The organism is Bradyrhizobium sp. 159 (assembly GCF_023073795.1).
In the GTDB taxonomy this organism is placed as follows: Bacteria; Pseudomonadota; Alphaproteobacteria; order Rhizobiales; family Xanthobacteraceae; genus Bradyrhizobium.
On record NZ_JADPKE010000051.1, the window covers coordinates 51,417 to 76,777 of the forward strand.

23 protein-coding genes and 1 pseudogene are annotated in these 25,361 nt (G+C 64.0%); 12 read left to right on the forward strand and 12 right to left on the reverse strand.

Going from position 1 to position 25,361, the window contains the following annotated elements:
* Nucleotides 1–35 precede the first annotated feature (35 nt).
* Together IVA96_RS13770 and IVA96_RS13775 are read right to left on the reverse strand one after the other, a co-directional pair.
* A complete protein-coding gene (locus IVA96_RS13770) occupies nt 36–608 on the reverse strand; it encodes a cob(I)yrinic acid a,c-diamide adenosyltransferase (RefSeq protein WP_247279704.1) in 573 nt (190 codons plus the stop codon).
* Nucleotides 609–803, reverse strand: a complete 195-nt coding sequence (locus tag IVA96_RS13775; RefSeq protein ID WP_247279705.1) for a twin transmembrane helix small protein — start codon at nt 801–803, stop codon at nt 609–611.
* 342 nt (nt 804–1,145) lie between these two features.
* Here IVA96_RS13775 and IVA96_RS13780 point away from each other — a divergent pair, with 342 nt between their 5' ends.
* Nucleotides 1,146–2,039 (forward strand): YihY/virulence factor BrkB family protein, encoded by an 894-nt coding sequence (locus IVA96_RS13780; RefSeq protein WP_247279706.1) that lies wholly within the window; start codon nt 1,146–1,148, stop codon nt 2,037–2,039.
* On the opposite strand, the gene IVA96_RS13785 is transcribed toward IVA96_RS13780, so the two are convergent.
* On the reverse strand, nt 1,966–3,294 hold the full coding sequence (locus IVA96_RS13785) for an ATP-binding protein (protein ID WP_247417829.1): 1,329 nt from the start codon (nt 3,292–3,294) through the stop codon (nt 1,966–1,968). The genes IVA96_RS13780 and IVA96_RS13785 overlap by 74 nt on opposite strands.
* A 90-nt stretch (nt 3,295–3,384) precedes the next feature.
* The gene (gene gluQRS, locus IVA96_RS13790; RefSeq protein WP_247279708.1) at nt 3,385–4,254 is read right to left on the reverse strand and encodes a tRNA glutamyl-Q(34) synthetase GluQRS; all 870 of its coding nucleotides are present in this window, start codon (nt 4,252–4,254) and stop codon (nt 3,385–3,387) included.
* Nucleotides 4,255–4,434: 180 nt separating this feature from the next.
* On the opposite strand from gluQRS, the gene IVA96_RS13795 reads away from it, so the two are divergent.
* From IVA96_RS13795 to IVA96_RS13830, 8 genes and pseudogenes are all read left to right on the forward strand, one after another.
* Nucleotides 4,435–5,082: a DNA-3-methyladenine glycosylase 2 family protein gene (locus IVA96_RS13795; RefSeq protein WP_247279709.1), complete on the forward strand. Its 648-nt coding sequence runs from the start codon at nt 4,435–4,437 to the stop codon at nt 5,080–5,082.
* 183 nt (nt 5,083–5,265) lie between these two features.
* Nucleotides 5,266–7,026 carry an NAD(P)/FAD-dependent oxidoreductase gene (locus tag IVA96_RS13800; protein ID WP_247279710.1) on the forward strand — a complete coding sequence of 587 codons (1,761 nt, stop codon included), beginning with the start codon at nt 5,266–5,268 and terminating at the stop codon, nt 7,024–7,026.
* A 139-nt stretch (nt 7,027–7,165) separates the two neighbouring features.
* Nucleotides 7,166–8,142, forward strand: a pseudogene (locus IVA96_RS13805) (peptidyl-alpha-hydroxyglycine alpha-amidating lyase family protein).
* 211 nt (nt 8,143–8,353) lie between these two features.
* A complete protein-coding gene (locus IVA96_RS13810; protein WP_008543309.1) occupies nt 8,354–8,911 on the forward strand; it encodes an HNH endonuclease in 558 nt (185 codons plus the stop codon).
* Between the two features lie 569 nt (nt 8,912–9,480).
* The gene (locus tag IVA96_RS13815) at nt 9,481–10,833 is read left to right on the forward strand and encodes a glycosyltransferase family 87 protein (RefSeq protein WP_247279711.1); all 1,353 of its coding nucleotides are present in this window, start codon (nt 9,481–9,483) and stop codon (nt 10,831–10,833) included.
* 129 nt (nt 10,834–10,962) lie between these two features.
* Nucleotides 10,963–11,184, forward strand: coding sequence for a dodecin (locus IVA96_RS13820; protein ID WP_247279712.1), 222 nt, complete (start codon nt 10,963–10,965; stop codon nt 11,182–11,184).
* Between the two features lie 180 nt (nt 11,185–11,364).
* Entirely contained in the window at nt 11,365–13,269 is a 1,905-nt protein-coding gene (locus tag IVA96_RS13825) for a sensor domain-containing diguanylate cyclase (RefSeq protein WP_247279713.1), read from the forward strand.
* Nucleotides 13,270–13,330: 61 nt separating this feature from the next.
* Complete coding sequence (locus IVA96_RS13830) at nt 13,331–13,978, forward strand: HAD family phosphatase (RefSeq protein ID WP_247279714.1); 648 nt, start codon at nt 13,331–13,333, stop codon at nt 13,976–13,978.
* A gap of 24 nt (nt 13,979–14,002) precedes the next feature.
* Here the strand turns inward: IVA96_RS13830 and IVA96_RS13835 are convergent, their stop codons facing one another.
* From IVA96_RS13835 to IVA96_RS13860, 6 genes are all read right to left on the reverse strand, one after another.
* On the reverse strand, nt 14,003–14,971 hold the full coding sequence (locus tag IVA96_RS13835) for a dipeptide ABC transporter ATP-binding protein (protein ID WP_247279715.1): 969 nt from the start codon (nt 14,969–14,971) through the stop codon (nt 14,003–14,005).
* Nucleotides 14,968–15,963 (reverse strand): ABC transporter ATP-binding protein, encoded by a 996-nt coding sequence (locus IVA96_RS13840; protein ID WP_247279716.1) that lies wholly within the window; start codon nt 15,961–15,963, stop codon nt 14,968–14,970. Before IVA96_RS13840 ends, IVA96_RS13835 begins: the two co-directional genes overlap by 4 nt.
* Complete coding sequence (locus tag IVA96_RS13845; RefSeq protein ID WP_247279717.1) at nt 15,963–16,880, reverse strand: ABC transporter permease; 918 nt, start codon at nt 16,878–16,880, stop codon at nt 15,963–15,965. Before IVA96_RS13845 ends, IVA96_RS13840 begins: the two co-directional genes overlap by 1 nt.
* Nucleotides 16,846–17,805 carry an ABC transporter permease gene (locus IVA96_RS13850; protein ID WP_247279718.1) on the reverse strand — a complete coding sequence of 320 codons (960 nt, stop codon included), beginning with the start codon at nt 17,803–17,805 and terminating at the stop codon, nt 16,846–16,848. The genes IVA96_RS13845 and IVA96_RS13850 overlap by 35 nt, the downstream gene beginning before the upstream one ends.
* A 26-nt stretch (nt 17,806–17,831) precedes the next feature.
* Nucleotides 17,832–19,622, reverse strand: a complete 1,791-nt coding sequence (locus tag IVA96_RS13855) for a peptide ABC transporter substrate-binding protein (protein WP_247279719.1) — start codon at nt 19,620–19,622, stop codon at nt 17,832–17,834.
* Nucleotides 19,623–19,879: 257 nt separating this feature from the next.
* A complete protein-coding gene (locus tag IVA96_RS13860; protein WP_247279720.1) occupies nt 19,880–21,298 on the reverse strand; it encodes a M20 family metallopeptidase in 1,419 nt (472 codons plus the stop codon).
* Between the two features lie 294 nt (nt 21,299–21,592).
* Here IVA96_RS13860 and IVA96_RS13865 point away from each other — a divergent pair, with 294 nt between their 5' ends.
* From IVA96_RS13865 to IVA96_RS13875, 3 genes are all read left to right on the forward strand, one after another.
* Nucleotides 21,593–22,564, forward strand: a complete 972-nt coding sequence (locus tag IVA96_RS13865) for a S1C family serine protease (RefSeq protein ID WP_247417837.1) — start codon at nt 21,593–21,595, stop codon at nt 22,562–22,564.
* Between the two features lie 22 nt (nt 22,565–22,586).
* Nucleotides 22,587–23,657 carry a phospholipase gene (locus IVA96_RS13870; RefSeq protein WP_247279722.1) on the forward strand — a complete coding sequence of 357 codons (1,071 nt, stop codon included), beginning with the start codon at nt 22,587–22,589 and terminating at the stop codon, nt 23,655–23,657.
* 82 nt (nt 23,658–23,739) lie between these two features.
* On the forward strand, nt 23,740–23,946 hold the full coding sequence (locus tag IVA96_RS13875; RefSeq protein WP_027573305.1) for a hypothetical protein: 207 nt from the start codon (nt 23,740–23,742) through the stop codon (nt 23,944–23,946).
* 78 nt (nt 23,947–24,024) lie between these two features.
* Here the strand turns inward: IVA96_RS13875 and IVA96_RS13880 are convergent, their stop codons facing one another.
* Nucleotides 24,025–24,684 (reverse strand): DsbA family protein, encoded by a 660-nt coding sequence (locus IVA96_RS13880; protein WP_247279723.1) that lies wholly within the window; start codon nt 24,682–24,684, stop codon nt 24,025–24,027.
* A 98-nt stretch (nt 24,685–24,782) separates the two neighbouring features.
* Nucleotides 24,783–25,259, reverse strand: coding sequence for a PaaI family thioesterase (locus IVA96_RS13885; RefSeq protein ID WP_247279724.1), 477 nt, complete (start codon nt 25,257–25,259; stop codon nt 24,783–24,785).
* Nucleotides 25,260–25,361: the final 102 nt, after the last annotated feature.

Here is a 25,361-nt window from a genome sequence, read left to right on the forward strand (position 1 = left end):
AATTTTAGACCTTAGAAACGCTCCGCCCAAATGGGTCAGCGGTTCTGGCCGGGAACCCAGAGTACGTCGCCGGCACCGTCCCCATTAGCGGCTCGGCTGGCCACGAACAGGAAGTCCGACAATCGGTTCATATATTGGATGCCAGCCGCGCTCACCGGTTCGCTGGGCCGGGCCGCCAGCTCTACCATCACTCGTTCCGCCCTGCGGCATATTGTGCGGGCAACATGGAGATGAGCCGCGGCCGGCGTGCCGCCCGGCAGCACGAAGGAAGTCAGCGGCGCGAGCTTGTCATTGAGTGCGTCGATGTCGCGCTCGAGCCGCTCGACCTGGCTCGCCACCACCCGCAGCCGCTCCGCTTTGCCTTCACGCTCGGGCACCGCAAGGTCGGCGCCGAGATCGAACAAATCGTTCTGGATGCGGCCGAGCATCGCGTCGAGCTCGGGCATATCCGAGGTGTGGAGCCGCACCACGCCGATCGCGGCATTGGTCTCGTCCACGGTGCCATAGGCCTCGATGCGCAGATCGTATTTCGGACGACGCTCGCCCGAGCCGAGCGCTGTCGTGCCGTCGTCACCGGTTTTCGTATAGATGCGATTCAACGTGACCATTTAGCGCCCCATGGCCCAGACTGCGAGCATGGCAATGATGATCGCCACAAACTGAAGCAGCACGCGCCAGCGCATCAGCTTCTGCGAGGTGTTGGGCGAGCCGCCGCGCATCATGTTGACGAGACCGAGCAGCAGCACGAGAGCCACGGCGCCGACCGCGATCGGCAGGATGAAAGTACTCAAGATAGATGCCATCCGAGGGTAGATAACACCGTGCGCGCCGGTCCGCCATGGCATCGCCGATCTGGCTTTTAACCCAATAATATCAGAAGCTAGCTGGATGATCTTGGATTCGATGCAGCCGCTCTTCGCCGCTCCCCGCTTGCGGGGAAAGGTCGAATTCGATCGCAGATCGAATCCGGGTGAGGCGGGCTCTCCGCGAATCCAACTCTCACCGTCCCCGCGAAGGCTCCCCCTCACCCGCCGCGCTCTGGCCCGCAGTTGCGCTGCCGAGGGCGTCGACCTTTCCCCGCAGGCGGGGCGAGGCGAACGACGCCGCGCGCGTAGGCGAAGGTCGACAGCCAATACGGGTGGCACGTGAAAGCGATCCGCTACATCTACGTCGTCGTGATGGACGCCTTCTACACGTTCCTCGCCGACGACGGCTGGGCGATCGCGAGTCACATCGCATTGTCGACGCTGATGGCGCTGTTCCCGTTCCTGATCGTGCTGACCTCGCTCGCCGGCTTCTTCGGCTCCAAGGAACTCGCCGACCAGGCCGCCAGCCTGATGCTCCAGGTCTGGCCAAAGCAGGTCGCCGACTCGATTTCCGGCGAGGTCCACGACGTGCTGACCACGACCCGCACCGGTATTCTGACGATCGGCGCAGCGCTGTCGGTCTATTTCGCCTCCAACGGCGTCGAGGCGCTCCGCGTCGCGCTCAACCGCGCCTATGCGGTGGTGGAGATGCGGCGCTGGTACTGGCTGCGGCTGGAATCGATTGCCTACACGTTGATTGCCGCCTTCACTGCACTCGCCATGGCGTTCCTGATCGTGCTCGGTCCGCTGATCATCGAAGCGGCACGGCGCCACATTCCCTTGTTCGTCGAGTCAAACGAAAGCATTCTCACCTGGCTGCGCTACGGCATCTCCATCAGCGCGCTGGTGGTGGCGCTGCTCATCCTGCACGCCTGGCTGCCGGCGGGACGCCGCAGTTTTCTCCAGATCCTGCCCGGCATCGTCTTCACCATCGTGGCGTCGCTGATCTCGAGCATCGTGTTCGGCCAATATCTCGCGCGCTTCGCCAACAACTATGTGACGATGTATGCTGGGCTGGCCTCGGTGATCATCGCGCTTGTGTTTCTGTATTTCATCGCCGCGATTTTCGTGTACGGCGGCGAGCTCAACGCGGCGATCATCAAGTCGCGACTGCCTCACGGCGTGTCGCTTCAAGCAGCGCAGTCGCTAAGGCCCGCGGGGACACAGGCTTGACTAGGAAGGCGTCGGCACCGGCCTCGCGCGACGCCGCTTCGTCTTCGCCGCGACCTGACACCCCGATAATCGGAATCTGCGCCAGCGGCGGCGCCATGCTGCGTATCCGCCGGATGGCCTCGACGCCGTCGATTCCGGGCAGCACCATGTCCATCAACACCGCATCGAAGGAGCCCTGCGCGAGCCGGTCCACCGCGTCCTCGCCGCGGCCGATGAACTCGGCATGATGGCCGAGCTCGGTCAAAATGGTGTTGAGCACCACGCGGCCGAACGGATTGTCCTCGACGCTGAGCACGCGGAGGGCGGCCATCGCCTCGGGCTCACTACCGTCCTTCGCCTTGCGCGATTTACCCGATACCATCGCATCCAGCGACACCGTCAGTGTGAACGTGGCGCCGCCGCCGCGCCGCGCAGCGACCGTGATGTCGCCGCCCATCGCGCGCGCCAATTGCTTCACCGAGGATAGCCCCAGGCCGGCGCCACCGAAGCGCGAGGCAATGGTGACATTGGCCTGGGTGAACGGGCGGAACAGCCGCTTGATCTCGGCCATGGTAAGGCCGATGCCGCTGTCAGACACGGCGAAGGCGATGCCGACCCTACCTTTACCCTTTGCTTTACCCTTTGCTTTACCCTTTGCTTTACCCTTTGCTTTACCCTTTGCTTTGCCCTTGCGCTCGTCCTTGACGGGGCGCCAGGGCGCCACCGCAAGCGCCACGCCGCCCTGGTCGGTGAATTTCAGGGCATTGTCGATCAGGTTCTCGAGCGCAGCGCGCAGGCGGACCGGATCGCCGACCACCAGCCCCGGCAACTTCTCGGAGATAACGACCTGGGCCCGAAGACCCTTGGCCGCGGCGCGGCCGGCCAGCGAATCGCCGGCGCTGCGGGCAAGCGTCCGCAGGTCGAACAGGTCTTGCCGGAGCGCGTGTCCACCCTTCCCGGCCCGCTTTCCTGTCCGGACCGCGTCCACAAACAGCGTGGCAAGGCTCGCCAGATGTTCGGCGCCGGCCTTGATGGTGTCGGCCCAGCGCCGCTCCCGCTCGCCAAGATCGGAGGTCGCGAGCAGGTCGCTGATTGCCAGTATTCCGGTCAGGGGGGTGCGGACCTCATGGGCAAAGGCGGCGAGCGCGGCCTGGACCACGTCCGGCGCGACCGCCTTGGTGCTGCGCTTGCGCAACCGGCCGCCCGCCCTGGACCGCTTCCGAGGCGGTCGCTTGGACGTCCGCGTGGTGCGCACTGGGCGCGTTTTCGCCGCCATGATCCCCTTCGAACCCCGGGCTATCGGGGGAAGCATGGCACGGCAGAACGCCCGGAGTCACGGCGGCGTTTGGCTAACCCCCAGAGAAACTTAACCTAATCCCACCGATCGGCGGATACTAGCCGGCGTGGCGCCCGCGGCGCGCAAGTCCCGCAGGCCGGTCGAGCGGCTCGATTTCGACAGCTTCCGCCCCTCGCCGTCGCGGATCAGAGCATGGTGGCGATAAGCGGGTTCCGGCAGGCCAAGCAGAACCTGCAGCAGGCGGTGCACCGATGTGGCATGAAACAGGTCCTGACCCCGCACGATCTCGCTGACGCCCTGGAGGGCGTCGTCGACCACGACGGACAGATGGTAGCTGGTTGGCGTCTCCTTGCGGGCGAGAATGACGTCGCCCCAGGCTTCCGGTCGCGCCGGGACGATGCCGCGCTCGCCATCCGGTCCCGCGCCGAGTTCGTTCCAGGTCAGGCCGGCGACGCGCCGAGAGGCGGCCACCATATCGAGCCGCAGCGCATAAGGCGCGCCGGACGTCATCAGTTGCTCGCGCTCGCCGGCCGACAGCAATTTGGCGTCGCCGGGATATAGCGGCGCGCCGTCGGGATCGTGCGGCCACGGCCCATCCACCTCGCGCGCGGCGACGAGCCTTGCGATCTCGGCGCGGCTTTCAAAGGCGGGATAGACGAGACCGAGCGCAGAGAGCTTTTGCAGCGCGGCGCGATAGTCGGCAAGATGCTCCGACTGCCGCCGTGCCGGTGTCTCCCAGGAGATCCCGAGCCAGGCGAGATCGTGGTAGATCGCCGACTCATAGTCCGGACGGCAGCGCGTCGCGTCGATGTCCTCGATCCGCAGCAACAGCCGCCCGCCGGTCTCGCGTGCGCGCTCGAAGTTCAGCAGCGCGGAATAGGCGTGGCCGAGATGCAGGAAGCCGTTCGGGCTCGGGGCAAATCGGAAAACGGGTGGCATGAGTTCTCGGTGTATTCGTCACTGCCGGGCTTGACCCGGCAATGCATCTTCCAGGACTCTTGTGAGGAGATCGATGCGCCGGTCCCGCCTACGCCGAAGGCTTCGGCGGGCTTTACGGCATTGGGCCGGCGTAGCTGTAGCAGAAACGGCGAGCCCGCGCATGACGAGTTGAGCAAAGCAATGGCCATCCACCTCGAATCCCAGTCCGATCTCGAAGAGGCCGTCCATGCGCTCATCAAGCGCGATCCGCGCCTCAAGCCCGTGCTGGAAATTGCCGGCATGCCGGCCTTGCGGCGGCGCGAGCCAGGTTTTGCGGGCCTTGCCCATATCGTGTGCGGGCAGCAGCTGTCGACGGCGAGCGCGGCGGCGATCTGGGGACGGCTGGCCGCCGCCTTCGATCCGTTCGACCATGAGGCGGTCCGGCGCGCCCGCACCGACCGGCTGGGGCGGCTCGGCCTGTCCGCCGCCAAGATCAAGACGCTGAAACACCTCGCGCGCGAGATCGGCGCGCAGCGGCTGAACCTCGAGGTGCTCGCCGAAGAGGATGCCGACGCCGCGCATCACACGCTGATCTCGCTGCCCGGCATCGGGCCCTGGACTGCCGACGTCTACCTGCTGTTTTGCCTCGGCCATGGCGACGCCTGGCCGGCCGGCGACCTCGCTGTGCAGGAGGGGATCAAGATTGGGCTCGGCCTGAAGATGCGGCCGACGGAGAAGCAGATGGCGCCGCTCGCCGAACCCTGGCGTCCGCTGCGCGGCGCCGCGGCGCATCTGTGGTGGAGCTACTATCGCGCGGTGAAGAAGCGCGAAGGCGTGCTCTCGGCCTGACGGGCGTATTCCGCCCGAGCAGGGCCACATGCTTTCGCTGCTCGGGTAAACCGCTTTCGACGAAAGCTCATCCAGTATAGCGTCGAGCTCTATATCAGAGCATGATCTGTTCGGAAAACCGCTACACACCTTTCCGGATCATGCTCGCGAGCAAACGCCGCGAAGACGGCCACGAGGTCGCGCATGCTGGACAGGACGAAGGATATTTCCGTCTCCGCACAGGCTTGGCTCGATGAATTCGAGCGCACATTGGGCCGGCCCGAGCCCGCTGCGCTGGACCGCCTCTTTCTCACCGACAGCTTTTGGCGCGATGTGCTGGCACTGAGCTGGAATCTGCAGACGCTCGCAGGCCGCGATGCTATCGCACGGGAGTTGACCATCGTCGCACCGAAGGCGGCACCGACCGGTTTCAAGATCGCGCCAAACCGAGCGCCGCCGCGCTGGGTCACGCGCGCCGGCACCAACACCATCGAAGCGATCTTCGATTTCGAGACGGCGATCGGACGCGGCAGCGGCATCGTGCGGCTCGTTCCCGATACTGCCAATGGCGACCGCCTGCAGGCGTGGACGCTGCTCACCGCCCTCGACGAGCTCAAGGGGTTCGAGGAGCAGCTCGGCACGTCACGGCCCCGCGGCCAGGCCTATTCGCGCGACTTCCGCGGGCCGAACTGGCTCGACCATCGCAACGCCTCGCGTCACTACGCCGATCGCGACCCGGCCGTGCTGGTGGTCGGCGGCGGCCAGGCCGGGCTCGCCATCGCGGCGCGGTTGAAGCAGTTGAATGTCGACACGTTGATCGTCGATCGCGAGATGAGGATCGGCGACAACTGGCGCAAGCGCTACCATGCGCTGACCCTGCACAACCAGGTGCAGGTCAATCACCTGCCCTACATGCCGTTCCCGCCGACCTGGCCGGTCTATATTCCAAAGGACAAGCTCGCCAATTGGTTCGAAGCTTACGTCGAGGCGATGGAGCTGAATTTCTGGACCGGCACCGAACTCGAGGGCGGCGTCTATGACGAGGCGAAGGGGCGCTGGTTGGTGACGCTGCGCCGCGCCGACGGCAGCAAGCGGACCATGCATCCGCGCCATGTGGTGATGTCGACCGGAGTCAGCGGCATCGCCAACATGCCCGACATTCCGGGCCTTGCCGATTTCAAGGGCACGCTGCTGCATTCCAGCCGCTATGAGGACGGCGAGAGCTGGACGGGCAAGCGCGCCATCGTGATCGGCACCGGCAATAGCGGCCACGACATCGCGCAGGACCTTCACTCCAGCGGCGCGAAGGTGACGCTGGTGCAGCGCTCGCCGACGCTTGTCACCAATATCGAGCCGTCGGCGCAACTGGCTTACGCGACCTACAATGAGGGCACGCTCGAGGACAACGATCTGATCGCGGCCTCGATGCCGACACCGCTCGCGCGGAAGACCCATGTGATGCTGACGGAGCAGTCGAAGGAGCTCGATAAGGAGCTGCTGGACGGCCTGCGGCGCGTCGGCTTCAAGCTCGACTTCGGCGAGGCCGGCACCGGCTGGCAATTCAAATACCTCACCCGCGGCGGCGGCTATTATTTCAACGTCGGCTGCTCCAACCTGATTATCGAGGGCGCGATCAAGCTGAAGCAGTTTACCGACATCGAGAGCTTGGTCGCCGAGGGAGCACGGATGAAGGACGGCTCGATCATTCCGGCCGATCTCATCGTCCTCTCCACCGGCTACAAGCCACAGGAATATCTCGTGCGCAAATTGTTTGGGGACGCCATCGCCGACCGCGTCGGGCCGGTCTGGGGTTTTGGCGATGGCTTCGAGCTGCGCAACATGTACACACGCACGAAGCAGCCGGGTCTCTGGTTCATCGCAGGCAGCCTCGCGCAGTGCCGGATCAACTCGAAATATCTCGCGCTCCAGATCAAGGCGATCGAGGAGGGGATATTGCGGGCGTGAGGTGGTGCCACATGATCCAGCCGTCATTCCGGGGCGCAACGAAGTCGCGAGCCCAAAATCCATTGCGTCGCATATTGGCGGATGGATGGATTCCGGGCTCGCGATAACGCGCGCCCCCGAATGACAGGAGGAGGAACCCATGCCAGCCATTCTCGGCAGCGGCGAGCACCGCTACCGCGTGGTCGAAAACTTCGCCAAGCTGCCGGACAGCTGGCAACTCACCGACGTCGCCTCGGTCGCGGTCGACAGCAAGGACCAGATCTACGTTTTCAACCGCGGCGCTCATCCGATGGTGGTGCTCGACCGCGAAGGCAATTTCCTGCGCAGCTGGGGCGAAGGCCTGTTCTCGCGCGCGCATGGCCTGCATATCGACGCGGAGGACAATCTCTACTGCACCGATGACGGCGACCACACCGTGCGCAAATGCACCACTGAGGGCAAGGTACTGCTGACGATCGGCATTCCCGAGAAGCCAGCGCCGTTCATGAGCGGCGATCCCTTCCACCGCTGCACCCACACCGCGCTGTCGCCGAAGGGCGAGATCTACGTCTCCGACGGCTATGGCAATGCGCGCGTGCACAAGTTCACCCCCGACGGCAAGCTGATGAGGAGCTGGGGCGAGCCGGGGACCGATCCCGGTCAGTTCAACATCGTGCACAATATTGCCACTGACGCCCACGGCTGGGTTTACGTCGCCGACCGCGAGAACCACCGCGTGCAGGTGTTCGATGGAGACGGCAAATACGAGACGCAGTGGAACAACTTGCACCGCCCCTGCGCGCTGTGCTGCTGCGGTGGGGCTAAGAGCCCGACCTTCGTGGTCGGCGAGCTCGGCCCCGGCCTGGCCGTCAACCGCAAGGTGCCCAATCTCGGGCCGCGGCTATCGATCGAGACGCGCAGGGCAGGCGCATCGCGCGGCTTGGCGGCGAGGAAGGGCCCGGCGTGGCCAGCGGAAAGTTTTTGGCGCCGCACGGCATCGCCCTGGATTCGAAGGGCGCCATCTATGTCGGTGAAGTCGGTGTTACCGACTGGAAGACGAGCTTTCCGGACGAGGAGATGCCGCCCGCGGTGCGCGCCACGCGATGTTTGCAGAAGCTCGAGCGGGTGCGGGAGTAGCGAAGATAGAGCTGCAACGCACCGTGAAGGCGGTTCCGGGCCGGCTGCATGGTCCCCGGGGATCGCGGCTTTTTGAGCGCTTTTGCCACCTCGCCGCCGCATTGCTTGCGACTGAATAAGTCGCTCAACGGGCTTCACAATCCCGTCACGCTGCATGTAGTATGTCAGTACTTGCTGCTTCGCAGCGTACATTGGAGGCCGGGAGCGTTACTTGAACGCACATGTCTCGCAAGGCAGTTGGCCGGTGTTGGTGCTGAACGCGGACTTCCGGCCGCTGAGTTACTACCCACTGTCTTTGTGGTCGTGGCAGGACGCGATCAAGGCGGTGTTCCTCGACCGCGTCAACATCGTCGCGCATTACGACCAGGCGGTTCGAAGTCCGACGTTAGAGATGCAATTGCCGAGCGTGGTTTCGCTCAAATCCTTCGTCAAGCCGACCACCCATCCCGCCTTCACCCGTTTCAACGTCTTCCTGCGCGATCGTTTCGCCTGCCAATATTGCGGCTCGCCTGAAGACCTCACCTTCGATCACATCATCCCGCGCAGCAAAGGCGGCCAGACCACCTGGGAGAACGTGGTCGCGGCGTGCTCGCCCTGTAATCTGCGCAAGGGCAATCTCACCCCGGCGCAAGCAAAAATGTTTCCGCGCCAGAGTGCGTTCGCGCCGACCGTACACCAACTCCACCGCAACGGCCGCCTGTTTCCGCCGAACTATCTGCACGACAGCTGGCTGGACTATCTATATTGGGATACGGAGCTGGATCCGTAGAGGCGGGAGCGTGTTGACGATGGCTCTTCGGCTTTCCCCGCGGCGTTCAACTGGCGGTCCTTCTGGTTGCTTTTGGACTTGCGTGGCCCGTCACCGTCCATGAATTGGACTGTGGACTGGGATGGTCGAAGCCGATCGGCACCTTGATGTCGGAGAGCGGGGTGCAGTCGATGAATAGGCCAGGCGGTCCTCTCATCAGGACATCGCTGTCTGTGCGCCTGCTCCATGTCGATCTGATTGGCTGAAATCCAGTCGATCTCGAATGCGACACTTAATGGCGTTTCCGCACCGACCGGATGGACGCCGAGAAGGAATTTCTCGGGGCGATTTTGAAAGCACCGGAGAGGCACCCGCTGGAATCAGCCAAGATGTCCTATGCGACGGCCTTTGCGGGGCAACCGAGCGGGATCTCGGATCCACCGGCATCGGCTTCGGCCGCACCAATGCGACCTTTTGCTTGAATTCTGCGACAGTCCTTACTCTCCCTTAAACCTCTGGTGGCAATTTGGCCGGGGATCGGCGGAACCGCGTACCCGGCCGCGATCTATCAGGGTTCGAGGTCGTCGCCGATGTTTGCCGAGACGCTGGAAGCGGTTCAATCCTCACCGTCGAAGCGGACGATCTATGTCCGCTTCGTGCTTGCGACGCTCGCTGTGATGGTCCTGTTCAAGACGTTCAGGTTCGGCCGCTGGAGCGCCTGGCAAGTCCGCGAACTGTCAGATTTCGACGCCTTCTACATCGTCGCACAGCAGATCTGCTACGGTCAGCTCGATCTGGTCTACCGGTTCGAGACGCTGGTCAAGCTTCAGCAGGCATTTGCCGGTTCAACCAGCTTCATGCCCTGGACTTATCCGCCGCAGTTCGATCTTCTGGTGGCGCCATTCGCGCTGCTGCCGGCCGGCATCGCCTATCTGCTGTTCATCACGGCCACGCTGGTTGCCTACCTCCTGACGCTTCGGGCCATCGCCGGGCAGAATTTCGCGCTCGTCTTGGTCGTGCTGTTTCCTGCGCTGGCGATCACGGTCGGCTGCGGCCAGAACGGCTTCCTGACCGGCACCCTAATCGGCATCGTCTGCCTCAACGTCGAGCGGCGTCAGATCATCGCTGGTCTTGCTCTGGGGGCAATGGTGATCAAGCCGCACCTGGCCATCGCCGCCGGAGTCTACATGCTGGCGACGCGCCGCTGGGGGGCGCTCGCGACCGCCGCTGCAGTCGTGCTCGCAAGCTCGCTCGTCTGCACGCTCGTGTTCGGATGGCAGATCTGGACCGCATGGCTCGGCGCAATCCGGGAATCGGCTATCTTCCTGGAGCGCGGCTTCTATCCGCTGTTCCGCATGGTCTCGACCTACGCTGCGCTTGGCCGGGCCGGCCTTCCCTCAAGCGTTGCCTTCTGGATGCAGGCGGCTGCGGCGAGCCTCGCCCTGTTTGCGGTCGTGCTTGCGGTCTGGCTTGGAACGGCGCGCAGGGCCTCACCCAATTTCGCGTTCGGTGTCGCTGCCATGGTGTCGGTGATGATCAGCCCCTACGCCTATGATTACGACCTGCCGATCATCGGAATCGGCCTTGCGTTGATGCTTCCTGATCTTGCACAAGTGGCGAACGCCCGGGAGCGCAGTTTCCTCTACGGATTGATCCTGCTTGCCGGCGCCTATGGAATGCTGCAATCGGCCAGACTCGCAGCGCAGTTCGGCAATGAAGCGGATCTGACTGGGATGGACGACAAATTTGTACCTTCCATCGGCGGCTTCGCGATGATGGTGCTGCTGGCCCTGCTGCTGCGCCTGCTCTGGCGAGCCACTCAACCTGCGCCCATCGTGCAGCAGGCTGCAGATAGCCTGCGTCCACCGCATCGCCAGCCTGACGCCGCCGAGTGTGAGCGCTACGTCCTGTCGCGCCGCGCGGAATCCGTGGGCAGCGCTTAGCAGGAGGAGACTGCCCCCTCCACCACCGGGCGTATGCCGGCCATCGCAAGACGGAACCTGAAGCATTGGCGCTCGTTCAGATCAGAGCGCAAGGGATGCATGCCGCAGCGCAACCGAGGGAGGCTCATCATGCCCACAGCCGAACATGATCACGTCTATAAGATCCTGGAACTGGTCGGATCATCCGAGACCTCCATCGAGGATGCGATCCAGAACGCGATCGGGCGCGCCGCCAAGACCGTTCGCGAGATGAAATGGTTCGAGGTTGTGCAGACGCGCGGCCACATCGAGAACGGCACTGTCCGTCACTATCAGGTCACGCTGCGCGTCGGCTTCACGCTGGAGGGATGACGCAGCGGACGCAGGATGAGGCTGTCACGCTGCGGCGAGGTGGTTAACAACCGCCGAGCAGAGTCGGTCAAGATCTCGTCGACCCGTCCGGTTGACTACGGACGCACAAAATCATCGCAGAAGTTGCAACAGGCCGTTAAGGCCAAAGTGAGAGGTTTGCACCGATTTGGAGCAAGCCTGATGGTCACGAGCCGCGAACTCGGCAAGACGCGCCTTCCGCTTTGGGCGGCGGGCTTCGTCGCGCTGACTTGCGTGGCGATCCTCGGCTTGAGCGCCTGGCGTGAATGGGAAGCGCGCAATGCCGATCTCAGGGCAGCCGAAGTCGACGTCACCAATCTGGCGCATTCGCTGATCCAGCACGCGGACGATACATTCGAACTGGTCGACACGATCCTGGTCGGGTTGGTCCATCGGCTCGAAATCGACGGGACGGGTCCGGACACGATTGCGAAACTCCAGGCTTATCTGCCGACACGCAAATCATCGGACCGCATCCGCGGCATCTTCGTCTACGACGCGACCGGCCGCTGGCTTGCCACGACTGAACGCCTCGACTTCTCCAACCTTAACAACAGCGATCGCGGTTATTTCCGCCACCATCGCGACTCGCCTGCAACCGGCACGCTGATCGGACCGCCCGTCAAGAGCAGAGCCGGCGGCCAATGGATCATCACCGCATCCCGCCGGATCAACGATTCCGACGGCGGCTTCGCCGGCGTTGCCCTGCTCACGATCGACGTCAGCTATTTCGTCAAGTTCTACGAGCGGTTCGACATCGGTCCGAACGGCTCGGCATCGCTGCTCAACAATAGCGGCATCATGCTGGCGCGCAGTCGCGACGAGAGCGGCGCCTTCGTTGGACGCGACCTGTCCAATGCGCCCCTGTTCAGAAGCTGGAAAAGCCGCCCCGCCGCCTCGGTCTACTATTTCAAATCGCCGCTCGATGGCGTGGAGCGGCTGAGCTACTACCAGCGCAGCAGCCGCTATCCGCTGATGGTGCTGGCGAGCAAGTCGCAAGACGACGTGCTGGCGCCCTGGCGACGCGCGGCGGCCGCGCGCATGACCTTCGTCCTCGGCCTCGTTCTGCTGATCGCGGTGATCGGCTTCTACTTGGTCCGTCAGTTGGTGCAGCGGCAGCTCATGGCCCAGGCCTTGGTTGCCAAGGAAGCGAATTTCCGCCTGCTGGCCGAGCAATCCAGCGACATGGTGACCCGGATCGGGCTCGATAACCGGCTGCTCTACGTCTCTCCCTCATGCGCGCGCATCACCGGCTGGTCCGCCGAGGAACTGCTGGACACGTCGGCTTTGGCCGGCATTCACACGGACGACATGCAACGGGTCGAGCAGGCGATCATTGCGCTGAAGAATGGCGAAGCCGAGGAAGCGCGGTTCGTCTATCGCCAGCGTCATCGCGACAAGGGCGAGATCTGGGCCGAGGCGGCGCTGCACGTGACCCTTGCCTCGGACAGCGGTGCCATCGACGGCGTCGTCGCGGTGGTGCGCGACATGACCGAGCAGAAGGACCTTCAGGACAAACTCGCCTCGCTCGCAACGACCGACGGCCTTACCGGCCTCGCCAACCGACGCACATTCGACGAACGTCTCGCCGATGAGTGGGCGCGCGCCCGGCGCGACGGCACGCAGCTCTCGCTGCTGCTGGTCGATGTCGATCATTTCAAGAAGTTCAACGATCATTACGGACATCAGGCGGGCGACGCCTGCCTGCGCGCGCTCGGCAGGATCCTGTCCGCCCAGGCCAAGCGCCCGGCCGACCTCGCCGCGCGCTACGGCGGCGAGGAATTCGCCGTGCTGTTGCCGAACACCGGCCCGGATGGCTGCACCGAGATCGGCGAAGGGATTCGCCAGGCGCTGCACGGTCTCGGCATGCTGCATGCACAGAATCCACCTTCCCGGCTGGTGACTGCGAGCGTTGGCGGCGCGACGGCTCTTCCGTCCCAGACCGCGATGGACTGCAGCACGCTGGTCGCGGCCGCCGACCGCGCGCTCTACGCGGCCAAGGACAGCGGCCGTGACCGGCTGGTGATGTCGGGACAGGTCGTTCCGTGGCCGGCCAAGAGCGCGTGACGACCTCTCCTCTGGATTTGTCCGTCGGGTCCGGACGGGATATGATTTGCACCGCGGCCGGATGTTCGGCCGATCCGAGAGTGCTGCGGTGACTGGCGAGATTAAGCTCGTCCTTTTCGATATGGACAACGTCCTCTGTGACTACGAGAGGGAAAAGCGCGTCGCCTTTCTTGCGGAGCTGGCCGGGATCACGAGTGAAGCCGTCTACAAGGCGATCTGGGCATCCGGATTCGAATTTCTCGGCGACACTGGCGCGCTCGATGCCTCAGACTATCTGCGCGGGTTCGGCGAGCGCATCGGTTATTCCCTATCGCTCGACGAATGGGTCGAGGCGCGGCGCCGTTCAATGCAGGCCAAACGCGCGATGCTGGAGATTGCCGACAGCTTGCGCAAGACCGTCGACATTGCCGTCCTTACCAACAACACCACGCTGGTCGCTGACCATATCGACACCCTGCTGCCGGACTTGCGCCCGCTGTTCGGCTCTCAAATCTACACCTCGGCCCAGTTCAAGACGGCGAAGCCGGACCCGCGCTGCTACCGCCGCTGCCTGTCCGAGCTCAACGTGAGGCCGGAGATGGCCCTGTTCGTCGACGATGTCGCGGCCAATGTTGCCGGCGCGCGCGAGGCGGGTCTCTCCGCGCATCACCATACGTCGGTGCAGGCTTTCAAGCAGGCCCTTTCGGAGCACGGCCTGCTTCACGAATGACTCGCGCTCCGCTTTCCGCCGGCATCAAGCCAGATGGCACGCCACAAAGTGCCCGCCCGCCCCTTCCCTCAGCTCCGGCGCGCTTTCCGCACAGCGCGGCTGGGCGATCGGACAACGGGTGTGGAAGTGGCAGCCGGATGGCGGTTTCATCGGGCTCGGCACGTCGCCCTTGAGGCGGATGCGTTCGCGCTTGAACTTGGGATCGGGCACCGGCACCGCGGACAGGAGCGCCCTGGTGTAGGGATGCTGCGGGTTGCGGTAGAGATCACTCGCCTTCGCGAGTTCGACGATGCGGCCGAGATACATCACCGCGACGCGATCGGAGATGTGCTCGACGACAGAGAGATCGTGCGCGACGAACAAATAGGTGAGGTTCAGCTCGGCCTGGAGATCTTCCAACAGGTTGATCACTTGCGCCTGAATCGACACGTCGAGCGCGGAGACCGGCTCGTCGCAGACGATCAGCTTCGGTTCGACCGCGAGCGCCCGCGCGATCACGATGCGCTGGCGCTGGCCGCCGGAGAACTCGTGCGGGTAGCGCCGCATGTGCTCGGCCTTGAGCCCAACCTTGACCAGGAGACCCGCGACGCGCTCCTCGCGCTCTTTCGCGGACGAGGCGAGATTGTGGATGGTGAAGGCTTCGCCGAGGATCGCACCGACCGTCATGCGCGGATTGAGCGAGGCGAACGGATCCTGGAATACGAGCTGCATGTTCCGCCGCATCGCGCGCAGATCGTTGCCGCCGAGCTTACGCACGTCCTGGCCGTCGAAGGTGACCTCGCCGTCGGTCGGCTCGATCAGGCGCAGCACGCAACGCCCCGTCGTGGACTTGCCGCAGCCGGACTCGCCGACGAGGCCGAGCGTCTCGCCGCGATTCACGGAGAAAGACACGCCGTCGACCGCGTAGACGGTCCCAACTTGGCGCGACAGCAGACCGCCGAGCACGGGAAAATGTTTCTTCAGGCCGCTGACGCGCAGCAACGGTTGGCTCATGCCGCGCCTCCCAGACTGGTATCTCCCAAGTGACAGGCCACGCGATGCCCGGGCGCGATCTCGCGCAGCAGCGGCTCCTTCCCGGTGCACACGTTCATGGCGAACTTGCAGCGCGGGGCAAAGCGGCAGCCGACCGGCGGATTGATCAGGATCGGCACCGAGCCGCCGATCGCCTCCAGCCGCGTCTTGTGCTCGCTGTCGAGATCGATGCGCGGGATCGAGCGGATCAACCCTTGCGTATAGGGATGGCGGGGATCGCCGAAGAGATCGTCGACGAGCGCCTCCTCCACCACCTTGCCGGCATACATTACGACGACACGCTGCGCGGTTTCGGCGACGACACCCATCGCATGGGTGATCAGCATCACCGCCATGCCGAAGCGGTCCTTCATGTCCTGGAGCAGGTCGAGAATCTGGGCCTGGATGGTGACGTCCAGCGCGGTTGTCGGCTCGTCGGCGATGATCAGCTTCGGCTTGCAGGCGAGCGCCATCGCGATCATCACGCGCTGGCGCATGCCGCCGGAGAACTGGTGCGGATAGTTGTGCACGCGGCCTTCGGCGTTCGGGATCTGCACCAGCTTCAGCATCTCGATGGTGCGCTCGAGCGCCTGCTTCTTGGTTACCGCTTCGTGCCGCCGCAGGCTCTCGGCGATCTGCTCGCCAATGGTGAGCACCGGATTGAGCGAGGTCATCGGCTCCTGGAAGATGAAGCCGATCTCCTTGGCGCGGACCTCGTCAAGCTGATTGCTCGTCAAAGGAACGAGATCGCGACCCTCGAACATGATCTGGCCCGCCGCGATCCGGCCCGGCGGCATAGCGATCAGCTTCAGGATCGACATCGCCGTCACGGTCTTACCGCAGCCAGACTCGCCGACGACGCACAGCGTCTCGCCGCGATTGACGGAGATGTCGACGCCGTCGACGGCCTGGAGGATGCCGTCGTCGGTGGAGAAGTGGGTTTTTAGACCCTTGATTTCGAGCAGTGGCGCCATCAGATCACCCGTCGCGCATCGAGCGCGTCACGCAAGCCGTCACCGATGAAGTTGATGGCTACCACCGCGATGAAGATCGCGCCGCCCGGGAACAGCGCCCAATGCGGGCCGATGTCGAGAAAATCCTTGGCGTCGTACAGCAGCCGCCCCCAAGTCGGGGTATCCGGCGGAAAGCCGAGGCCGAGGAACGACAACGTCGATTCGGCGATGATGGCGGCAGCGACGTCGATGGTGCCGGCGATGATCACGGGGCCGAGCGCATTGGGCAGGATGTGGCGCACCACCTGCCGCACTGGACTGGCGCCGAGCGCCCGCGCGGCCTCGACGAATTCTTTCTCGCGGATCGACAGGAACTGCGCGCGCACGAGGCGCGCCACCGGCATCCAGCGGAGGCCGCCGATCACGAGCACGATCAGGATAAAGATGCCGCCCTCCGGGCCGAACGCGGCTTTCAGCCCGTCGCGGAAGAGATAAATGAGCAACAGCAGGAGCGGCAATTGCGGCAGCGACAAAAAGAGATCGGTGAGCCACATCAGCCCATGACCGAGCGCACCGCGCGACATGCCGGCGAGCGCACCGATCAGCACACCGACAAAGACCGAGACCAGCATTGCGGCGAGACCGACCGCGAGCGAGATGCGCCCGCCATAGATCATGCGGGCCAGGATGTCCTGGCCGAGATCGTCGGTGCCGAAAGGATGGGCCAGCGATGGGCCCTGCATACCCGCGACGATGTCGATGTCGTCGATCTTGACCCGCCAGACGAAGGGGCCAATCACCACCGCCAGGATCAGAACGAGAAGCAGGAACGCACTGACCACAGCGAGCTTGTGGCGACTATAGCGCCGCCACGTCTCGCGCCAGGGCGAGTAGACGCGCCGCTCAGCGGAAGGAGATGCGAGGGTCAAGCCAGCCATAAAGGATGTCCGCGATGAGATTGAACAGCACGACGAGGCACGCGAACACGAAGGTGACGGCCATCACCACCGGCGTGTCGTTGGACAGGATCGAGGAGATCAGCAGCGAGCCGATACCAGGAATGCGGAAGATCTGCTCGGTGACGATGGCGCCCCCGAACACCGCCGGCATCTGCAACGCAATGAGCGTCACGACCGGGATCATGGCGTTGCGCATCACGTGCTTGACGATAACTTTGGTTTGTCCGAGGCCCTTGGCGCGCGCCGTGGTGACATAGTCGAGCCGGATCACGTCGAGCATCGCCGAGCGCACGAAGCGCGTCATCGACGCCGCCTGGAACAGGCCGAGCACCGCCACCGGCATGATCGCCTGGCGGATCATCTCCAGCACCCAGTGGATTCCCGTGCCCTTGATGTCGGTGGTGTAGACGAAGGGCAGCCAGTCGAGCGTGACCGAGAAGATCAGGATGAACAGGATGCCCGTGAAGAAGGTCGGCAGCGAGAAGCCGACGAAGGCGAGCGTATTCGCGATCTGGTCGAATAGCGAATATGGCCTGGTCGCCGCGTACACGCCGACGGGAATCGCGATCAGGAGCGCAAGGATCTGCGCCGAGCCGATCACGTAGAGGGTCGCGGGCAGGCGCTGGAGGATCAGCGTGTCGACGTTCATCCGGCTGACGAAGGAGAAGCCCCAGTCGCCGTGCAGCATGGCGTTGAGCCAATGCAGGTAGCGAAGGTGAATCGGATCGTCGAGGCCGAACTTGGCCCGAAGTGCCGCCTGCACTTCGGGCGGCACGTTCGGATTGGTCGCCAGCTCGGAGAACGGATCGCCGGGGGCGAGCGCGAGCACGACGAACAGCACGACCGAGATTCCGAGCAGGCTCGGAATCGCGATCAGCAGGCGACGCAGGACGTATTGGCTCATAGGGAAATCCGTCTACGCCCTCGGGATCATGCCTCCCGGTACCAGTCGAACAGGTTGTCGGTCTCGTTGGCCCAACCGCTGACGATGCAGACAAGGTTGTTGGCCGCGGCTTCCACCTTGAGGCGATGCTGCACTGGGATGAATACGACCTCCTGAATCAAGAGATCATTGGCCTTGATGTACAGCGCGGCGCGCTTGATCGGGTCCATTTCGGCTTCTGCCGCTGCGATGATCGCGTCGTAGTCCTTGTTGACCCAACGCGGAAAATTGGTGCCCTGCCACTTGTTCTCCTTGGTTGACACCCTGTCCGACGTATAGCGGCGCATGTGCTGCGAAGGATCCGGCTGGCTCATGGGAATCTGGAACATCTCCAGGTCCGCATAGAACTTCGGATAAGTGTCGGGATTGCCGACGTCCGAGGAGAAGAACACGGAGGCGACAACGGATTTGAGTTCGACATCGATGCCAGCCTTCTGGCAGGCTTGCTTGACGATCGCCTGAGTCTTCTGGCGCGGTCCGTTGATCGAGGTCTGGTACAGCAGCTTCAGCTTCTTGCCGTCCTTCTCGCGGATGCCGTCCGCGCCGGGCTTCCAGCCGGCGTCATCAAGAAGTTTCGCCGCCTTCTCGACGCTGAACTCCCAAGTGTTGTTCTTGGACACGAATTTCTCGGGACCGTTGAGGAAATTAGCGGTCGTGCGGCCGGCGCGGCCGTAGATGGCCTTTTTGACCGACTCGCGATCGACCAGCATGGACAGCGCCTTGCGCACGGCCGGATCGGAGAACAGCGGGTGCTTGGTCTTCATCGAAGAGCGTTCGCCATCGATCTCGGTGTTTGGATCGGTGAAATTGAGCGCGATGAACTCGGTGTCACCCCCCACGGCGTAGACTGCTTTGCCCTTGCCGCCCTTTTCCAGGCGCAGCAGCACGTCATCTTCGACCTGGATGTTGTAACCGAAATCGTATTCGCCGGTCTGGATCACCGCGCGCGCCGCCGAAACGGCATCGCCGCCGCCCTTCATCTCAAGCGTATCAAAGTAGGGGCGGTTGGGCATGTGGTAGTCGGAATTGATCACACCGCGCACGAGATCGCCGGGCTTGAATTCCACGAACTTGTAGGGACCGGTGCCGACGGGTGACAGGTTGTTCGGCGCCTCGCGGGATTTGGCGCCCTTGTAGTCCGCAAATAGATGTTTGGGGATGATGCAATTCGGTGCACCGACGAAAGCATCGGCCCAGAAGGGGGTCGGCTTGGCGAAAAGGAGGCGTACCGTGAGATCATCGATCTTTTCGACCTTGATGTCGCGGTAGGTGCCGATGGTGACTGCTGCGGTGGCAGGATCGCTTGCATATTCCCAGTTGAACACAACGTCGTCGGCAGTGAACGGCTTGCCATCGTGCCATTTGACGCCGGGCTTGAGCTTCCAGGTCACCGATTTGCCGTCGGCGGCGAGCCCGCCGTTCTGGATCGAGGGAATTTCTGCCGCAAGAACCAGCTTCATGTTGCCGTCGGGGTCCCAGGAGGCGAGCGGCTCGTAGAACAGGCGCGAGCCGTCCTGGTCCTTGGTGCCGGTGGCGAAGTGCGGATTGAGCAGGGTCGGGCCCTGCCACCACAGCAGCTTCAGCGCACCACCGCCGCCGCGCTTCGTCGGCTTGTAAGTCGAGGCGCCCTCGGCCATGGCGACGCCGCCGAGCGCGAGGATCTGATTGGCCAGAGGAGCGGTGAGACCGACCGCGGCCATGTGCTTGATGAAGCCGCGGCGATCCATCCGCCCGTCCTTCACCTGGCCGATCATCGAACGCAGTTCTTTATCCAGCATGGTTGTCCCCCGTCTGGTTCCTATCGTGATGACGACGGCCGTCAGAGCTGCCGCCCAATTAGCTGGCAGTAGATGGCACACCGAATGGGGGGCGCGTCAACTGGGACCGTATGTATGCAAACGGTCTTCTGGCTGTCCGTTGGGCAGAACTGCCTTCCGTGAGCCCATCCATTCGGCAATCCAGCATCAAAACACGCTGGATTGCGCGCTGCACTGCGGAAAATTTGTTCGTCGGATCAGACTTAAGTATCGACGCTCTACGTCACCGACATATCGAGCGGCGGCGCGACGTGATCCGGCAACGGACAGACGTAAGGCATCTTGGCCGTCCGCTTCTGAAGATCCGCCTTGGCAGACTTGATCAGCTCCGGTTCCGTCAGCGCCTTGATACCGAGCCCGGCCATCGCCTTGGCGGCCTGCACCATCGCCTTGTGGGCATGCGGGCTCTTGCCCTGCGCCACTACCTGCCAAGTGTGGAAGGGCGTGCCGATTGCAACCGTCGGTGCGTGAACCTGCACGGTCGGGACCACCCAGCTCACGTCGCCCACGTCGGTCGAACCGACCAGCGGGTTGCGCTTGGCATCCAGCGGCACCAGGAAGTCGGCCAGCGGCCGATCGGTGGGCTCCATGCCGATCGCGTAGTAAACCGACGAAATGTCCTTGTCGCTCAGCGTCGCACGAATCTGGCTGGCAAAGCCCTTGTCCGCCTCGTCGAAATGCGGCGGTCCGAGGTCTTCCATGATACGGTGTAGCGCCTGCTCCAGCGGGGTATTCGGCAGGATGTTGGAGACCGCGGAGATGATCTTCATTTCCATCTTGGTCTCGGTCATCAGCGCCGCGCCCTGCGCGATCTTGGACACGCGCTCGACCAGCTCGTTCATGCCGGGAAGATCGCGGGCACGGATCGAATAGCGCACCCGTGCATGGGCCTGCACCACGTTGGGCGCGATGCCGCCGGTGTCGAGCAAGGCGTAGTGCACGCGCGCATCGCTCGGCATGTGCTCGCGCATGTAGTTCACGCCGACGTTCATCAATTCCACCGCGTCGAGCGCAGAACGGCCGAGATGCGGCGAGGCCGCCGCATGTGAGGTGCGACCGGTGAAGATGAAATCCGCGCGCGTGTTGGCGAGCGAGGGCGTGACCGCCACTTCCCAGAAGCTGTGCGGATGCCAGGTGATGGCGATGTCGGCATCTTCGAACGCACCCGAGCGCACCATGAAGGCCTTTGCCGCGCCACCTTCCTCTGCGGGGCAGCCGTAATAGCGCACGCGGCCGGGCACTTTGTTCTCGGCGAGCCAGTCCTTCACCGCCGTCGCGGCGAGCAGCGCAGCGGAACCGAGCAGATTGTGACCGCAGCCATGGCCATGGCCACCGACCTCGATCGGACGGTGCTCGGCGACACCTGCCTCCTGGCTCAATCCCGGCAGCGCGTCATATTCACCCATGAAGGCAATGACCGGACCGCCTTCGCCCCACTCGCCCATCAGCGCAGTCGGGATGCCGGCGAGATTCTCGGTGATGCGGAAACCCTGATGACGCAGCTCGGCGAGATGCTCGGCGGCGGACCGCGCCTCGGTGTAGCACACCTCGGGCGTGCCCCAGATCTTATCGCTGAGGTCGATGAAACGCGCCTTGATCGTGTCGACGCCACGCCAGATGTCGCTGCGGTTATCCATGCTTCGATCCGTGATCCCTGGTCAAACGAAGCGGCAATGGTTAGCAGCTTCATTGCACCGCGCCTAGCACCTCGCCGGACACCAGCCATGCGACGGCTGCCGGGTCGAAGGGCCGGCTGTCACCTGCCACCTGCGCACGAACCGTCGTTATGCCTTTCGAAGATTTCACGCGGCGTTCTCTGGAATAGTTGGGAACGAGGCTTTCAAGACGGCGTCCTCCGGCCTAAATTATCCGTGCTTCGCGCCTCGTTCCCCCGGCGACGGCGGAGCGATGCTCTCAGCCAGGAGAACTCCATGCCCGCACTGACCGAATGGAGAGTGCCACCGGCCAATCAGCCGCGTGCAAGCGATTATGGTTTCGATCTCGACCGCGCGCTCGCGTCCGTCGTCGGCCTGCACGCCATCATCCCGCCAGACGCCTTCAGCGCCGAGACGCTGGGCACCGAACGCGCCGGCAACGGCGTCGTGATCGACGACGGGCTGGTGCTCACAATCGGCTACCTCATCACCGAGGCGGAATCCGTATGGCTGCACCTGGCCGACGGACGCGTGGTCGAAGGCCATGCGCTCGGCTTCGATTCCGTCACCGGCTTCGGCCTCGTGCAGGCGCTCGGCCAGCTCGACGTCGAACCCTTGCCGCTCGGCACCTCGGCGGAATCGCGGATCGGCGATCGCGTCGTGGTCGGCGGCGCCGGCGGCCGCACGCGCTCGGTTGCGAGCCAGATCGTGGCCAAGCAGGAATTCGCCGGCTATTGGGAATATCTGCTGGATGAGGCCATCTTTACCTATCCCGCACATCCGAACTGGGGCGGCACCGCGCTTCTCAACGAACGCGGTGAGTTGATCGGCATCGGCTCGCTCCAGCTCGAGCGCGAACGCGACGGCAAGGGCGAGCACGTCAACATGATCGTGCCCATCGACCTCTTGAAGCCGATCCTCGACGACCTGCGCAAGTTCGGCCGCGTCAACAAGCCGGCGCGGCCCTGGCTCGGGCTCTACTCGACCGAGATCGACAACCGCGTGGTGGTGATCGGCATCTCCGCCAACGGCCCCGCCGCGCGCGCCGAGCTCAAGACTGGCGATGTCATCCTCGCCGTGAACGGCGAGAAGGTCACGAGCCAGACCGGCTTCTATCGGAAAATGTGGGCGCTCGGCGCCGCCGGCGTCGACGTGCCGCTCACCGTGCATCATGAAGGCGTCACCTTCGACGTCACGGTGACCTCGACCGACCGCTTCAAGCTCCTGAAGGCGCCGCAGCTGCACTGACGCAAGGCTTGAGGAAGCGGCAATGACCGAGGCCGTCGTGGACGACATCGTGGCCGTGCTGCCGCCGCTGCTCAATGCGCTGGAGGCGCTCGGCTTCTTCCAGCGGCATCTGCACCCGCCAGCCTTCGCCTCGGTGATGAACGCGATCGGCTCGCCGGACGAGGCGCTGCAAGCGGCGCGGGCAGCGATCGGCGACTGGCCGGAGCAGTTCGCCGGGCTGCGCGAGCGGCTCGATCGCGCTTGCAACGAGACGCTCGCCGCCTTTGCCGGGATCCGCGAGGTCGAGCGCGGCAATGGCGACCTCGTCGCCGTGTTCCGCGCGCTGCGCCACCTGCCGCGCGCGCAAGAGGCGCTCTATCCGCTGGCGGTGCAGTTTCCTCCCGTGAGCAGCTTCTTTCTCAACGCTGCCAATCGCGGAAATGCCGAGCTGTTGTCCCGGCTCGAAGGTGGCGCTAGCGAAAATACCGGCATCTTCCATGATCACAACGAGCCGGGCAGCCGCGGCGGCTTCTCGGTCTATGTGCCCGAATATTACACGCCCGATCGGACCATGCCGCTGGTGATGGCGCTGCATGGCGGCAGCGGCAACGGGCGCGGTTTCCTGTGGAGCTGGTTGCGCGATGCGCGCAGCCTCGGCGCAATCCTGGTAGCGCCGACCGCAATCGGCCCGACCTGGGCGCTAATGGGCGATGACGCCGATACGCCGAATCTCATGCGCATCCTCGAGACCGTGCGCAGCCGCTGGAGCATAGATGCCTCGCGCATGCTGCTGACCGGCATGAGCGACGGCGGCACCTTCTGCTACGTCACCGGGCTCGACGGTGCTTCGCCCTTCACCCATCTTGCGCCGGTGTCGGCGACCTTCCATCCGCTGATGGCGGAGGTGGCGAACGCCAAGCGCCTCCAGCGCCTGCCGGTCTTCATCACCCACGGCAAGCTCGACTGGATGTTTCCGGTGCAGACCGCACGGCAGACGCAGGCGACGCTCTCTACCGCCGGCGCCGACGTGACCTATCGGGAGATCGACGACCTCAGTCACACCTATCCGCGCGAGATCAACGCGGAGCTGCTGGATTGGCTGAATAGGAGATGAACGATCCGTCCTTACCCGCGCCGCACCGCCGCGGGAACAATCGCTCCGCACCGACGTTATCGCTCGTCACCGGAGGTTCGCCATGCAGACTTTTTTCGGAATGATCCTCGGCGCGCTGCTGCTTGCGGGCGGGGTCTACGTCTATGATTCCATGCAGACGTCGTCGGTCGCCAATGGCGAGGTCGCGATCACCAATCGCACCATCGTGAACTGGGATGTCGCCAAGGCCGATTGGGACGCGCTGCGGGACCGCGCGCACAAGGACTGGGTCCGGATCTCGTCGAAGTAGCGACGCGGTATCATGAACAAGGCGCCGTCGCGAACTCCGCGGCGGCGCCTTTGTGTTAGGTGATGACTATCGCCTGGCTCAGTTCATCTTGGCCTTGCGTGCGTCGGCAATAACCTGCTCGAACTCGTTCATGCTCAGCACGCCGGGTACGCGGTATTTGCCGACGATGAAGGACGGCGTGCCTCGGAAGCCGAAGGCTTCGGCCTGCTCGTTGTTGCGCTTGAGGATGGCGTCGATGTCCTTGGCGTGGCCGGCGAGATCGCGCTTCAGCCGGTCCATGTCGACGCCCGCGCCAGCAAGAATCTCGTTGATGCGCGGCTCGGTCAGGCGCGAGCTGACGCCCATCATGGCGTCGTGGGCCTGATGGTATTTGTCCTGGAATTTCGCCGCCAGCGCGGTCCGCGCCGCCGTGACCGAGACCGGCCCGAGGATCGGCCAATCCTTCATCACCAGCCTCACCTTGCCGTCGTCCTGGACGACCTGGCGCAGCTCAGGCTCGAGCTTGCGGCAATAGGGACAATTGTAATCGGACCATTCGACGATGGTGATGTTGCCGTCGGGATTGCCGGCAACCGGCGTCTCGGGATCACGCAACACCTTGGATTCGGTCAGCACCTCGTCGCCATCGGCGGCGGCGCGGGCGAAAGTGATCCCACCAGCCGCCAAGACGCCTGCCCCGATCAACGTCAACGCCGCGCGCCGCGTCGTCACTAGGCCCTTATTGCCAGATCCAGCCATATCTCGTCCCGTTTCGGTCCCATCGCTGCAAATACGATTCGGGACCGAGAAGTGTTACCGCTCATATAGAGCGTCGCGGGCGCGATGTCATCGCCATGCTATGAGCGGATTGCGGCCGGCGCCGGCGAAGCCGCACCGCGCGGCAGCATCGCCATCAGCGTGCCGGTCATGGACGCGATCAGCGTCGCCTTGCCCTCATGCTCGGCAAAAGCCCTGGCTTCGCAGAAGGTCAGCGTGCGACCGGGTTTGACCACCGCGGCCTTGAAGACAAAGCGCGCGCCGCGAGCAGGTGCGAGCAGCGTGGTCTTGAACTCGACGGTGAGGATGTCCGCTTCACGCGGCATCAGGGTGAAGGCGGCGACTCCGCAGGCATTGTCGAGGCCTGCCGTAATGATACCGGCATGGACAAATCCGTTCTGCTGCGTGAAGGCAGCCGAATGCGGCATCGCCAGCTCCACCTCGCCCGGGGCGAGATGGATGATCGAAATACCGAGCGTGTGCATTGCCGGCTGGGCCGCGAACATCGCCGTGGCCGCAGCGCGGTAATCCGGGTTTTTTGGCTCGAATGCCATCATCGTTCACGCCTTCCGCCCTATTCTTTTTCTACCGCCTTTGTTGATACGGTAGCGTATCAGAGCTGCGTCGCGCTAGCAATACGGCACCGTATCAAGAACCGG

Coding starts and splice junctions, on each gene's coding strand:
- IVA96_RS13825 (WP_247279713.1), top strand. CDS start 11,365: ATGGTCACGAGCCGCGAACTCGGCAAGACGCGCCTTCCGCTTTGGGCG.
- IVA96_RS13800 (WP_247279710.1), top strand. CDS start 5,266: ATGCTGGACAGGACGAAGGATATTTCCGTCTCCGCACAGGCTTGGCTC.
- IVA96_RS13835 (WP_247279715.1), bottom strand. CDS start 14,971: ATGAGCCAACCGTTGCTGCGCGTCAGCGGCCTGAAGAAACATTTTCCC.
- IVA96_RS13885 (WP_247279724.1), bottom strand. CDS start 25,259: ATGATGGCATTCGAGCCAAAAAACCCGGATTACCGCGCTGCGGCCACG.
- IVA96_RS13870 (WP_247279722.1), top strand. CDS start 22,587: ATGACCGAGGCCGTCGTGGACGACATCGTGGCCGTGCTGCCGCCGCTG.
- IVA96_RS13820 (WP_247279712.1), top strand. CDS start 10,963: ATGCCCACAGCCGAACATGATCACGTCTATAAGATCCTGGAACTGGTC.
- IVA96_RS13850 (WP_247279718.1), bottom strand. CDS start 17,805: ATGAGCCAATACGTCCTGCGTCGCCTGCTGATCGCGATTCCGAGCCTG.
- IVA96_RS13815 (WP_247279711.1), top strand. CDS start 9,481: ATGTTTGCCGAGACGCTGGAAGCGGTTCAATCCTCACCGTCGAAGCGG.
- IVA96_RS13880 (WP_247279723.1), bottom strand. CDS start 24,684: ATGGCTGGATCTGGCAATAAGGGCCTAGTGACGACGCGGCGCGCGGCG.
- gluQRS (WP_247279708.1), bottom strand. CDS start 4,254: ATGCCACCCGTTTTCCGATTTGCCCCGAGCCCGAACGGCTTCCTGCAT.
- IVA96_RS13875 (WP_027573305.1), top strand. CDS start 23,740: ATGCAGACTTTTTTCGGAATGATCCTCGGCGCGCTGCTGCTTGCGGGC.
- IVA96_RS13770 (WP_247279704.1), bottom strand. CDS start 608: ATGGTCACGTTGAATCGCATCTATACGAAAACCGGTGACGACGGCACG.
- IVA96_RS13795 (WP_247279709.1), top strand. CDS start 4,435: ATGGCCATCCACCTCGAATCCCAGTCCGATCTCGAAGAGGCCGTCCAT.
- IVA96_RS13860 (WP_247279720.1), bottom strand. CDS start 21,298: ATGGATAACCGCAGCGACATCTGGCGTGGCGTCGACACGATCAAGGCG.
- IVA96_RS13865 (WP_247417837.1), top strand. CDS start 21,593: ATGCCCGCACTGACCGAATGGAGAGTGCCACCGGCCAATCAGCCGCGT.
- IVA96_RS13830 (WP_247279714.1), top strand. CDS start 13,331: ATGTTCGGCCGATCCGAGAGTGCTGCGGTGACTGGCGAGATTAAGCTC.
- IVA96_RS13855 (WP_247279719.1), bottom strand. CDS start 19,622: ATGCTGGATAAAGAACTGCGTTCGATGATCGGCCAGGTGAAGGACGGG.
- IVA96_RS13785 (WP_247417829.1), bottom strand. CDS start 3,294: ATGGCGGCGAAAACGCGCCCAGTGCGCACCACGCGGACGTCCAAGCGA.
- IVA96_RS13775 (WP_247279705.1), bottom strand. CDS start 803: ATGGCATCTATCTTGAGTACTTTCATCCTGCCGATCGCGGTCGGCGCC.
- IVA96_RS13840 (WP_247279716.1), bottom strand. CDS start 15,963: ATGGCGCCACTGCTCGAAATCAAGGGTCTAAAAACCCACTTCTCCACC.
- IVA96_RS13845 (WP_247279717.1), bottom strand. CDS start 16,880: ATGGCTGGCTTGACCCTCGCATCTCCTTCCGCTGAGCGGCGCGTCTAC.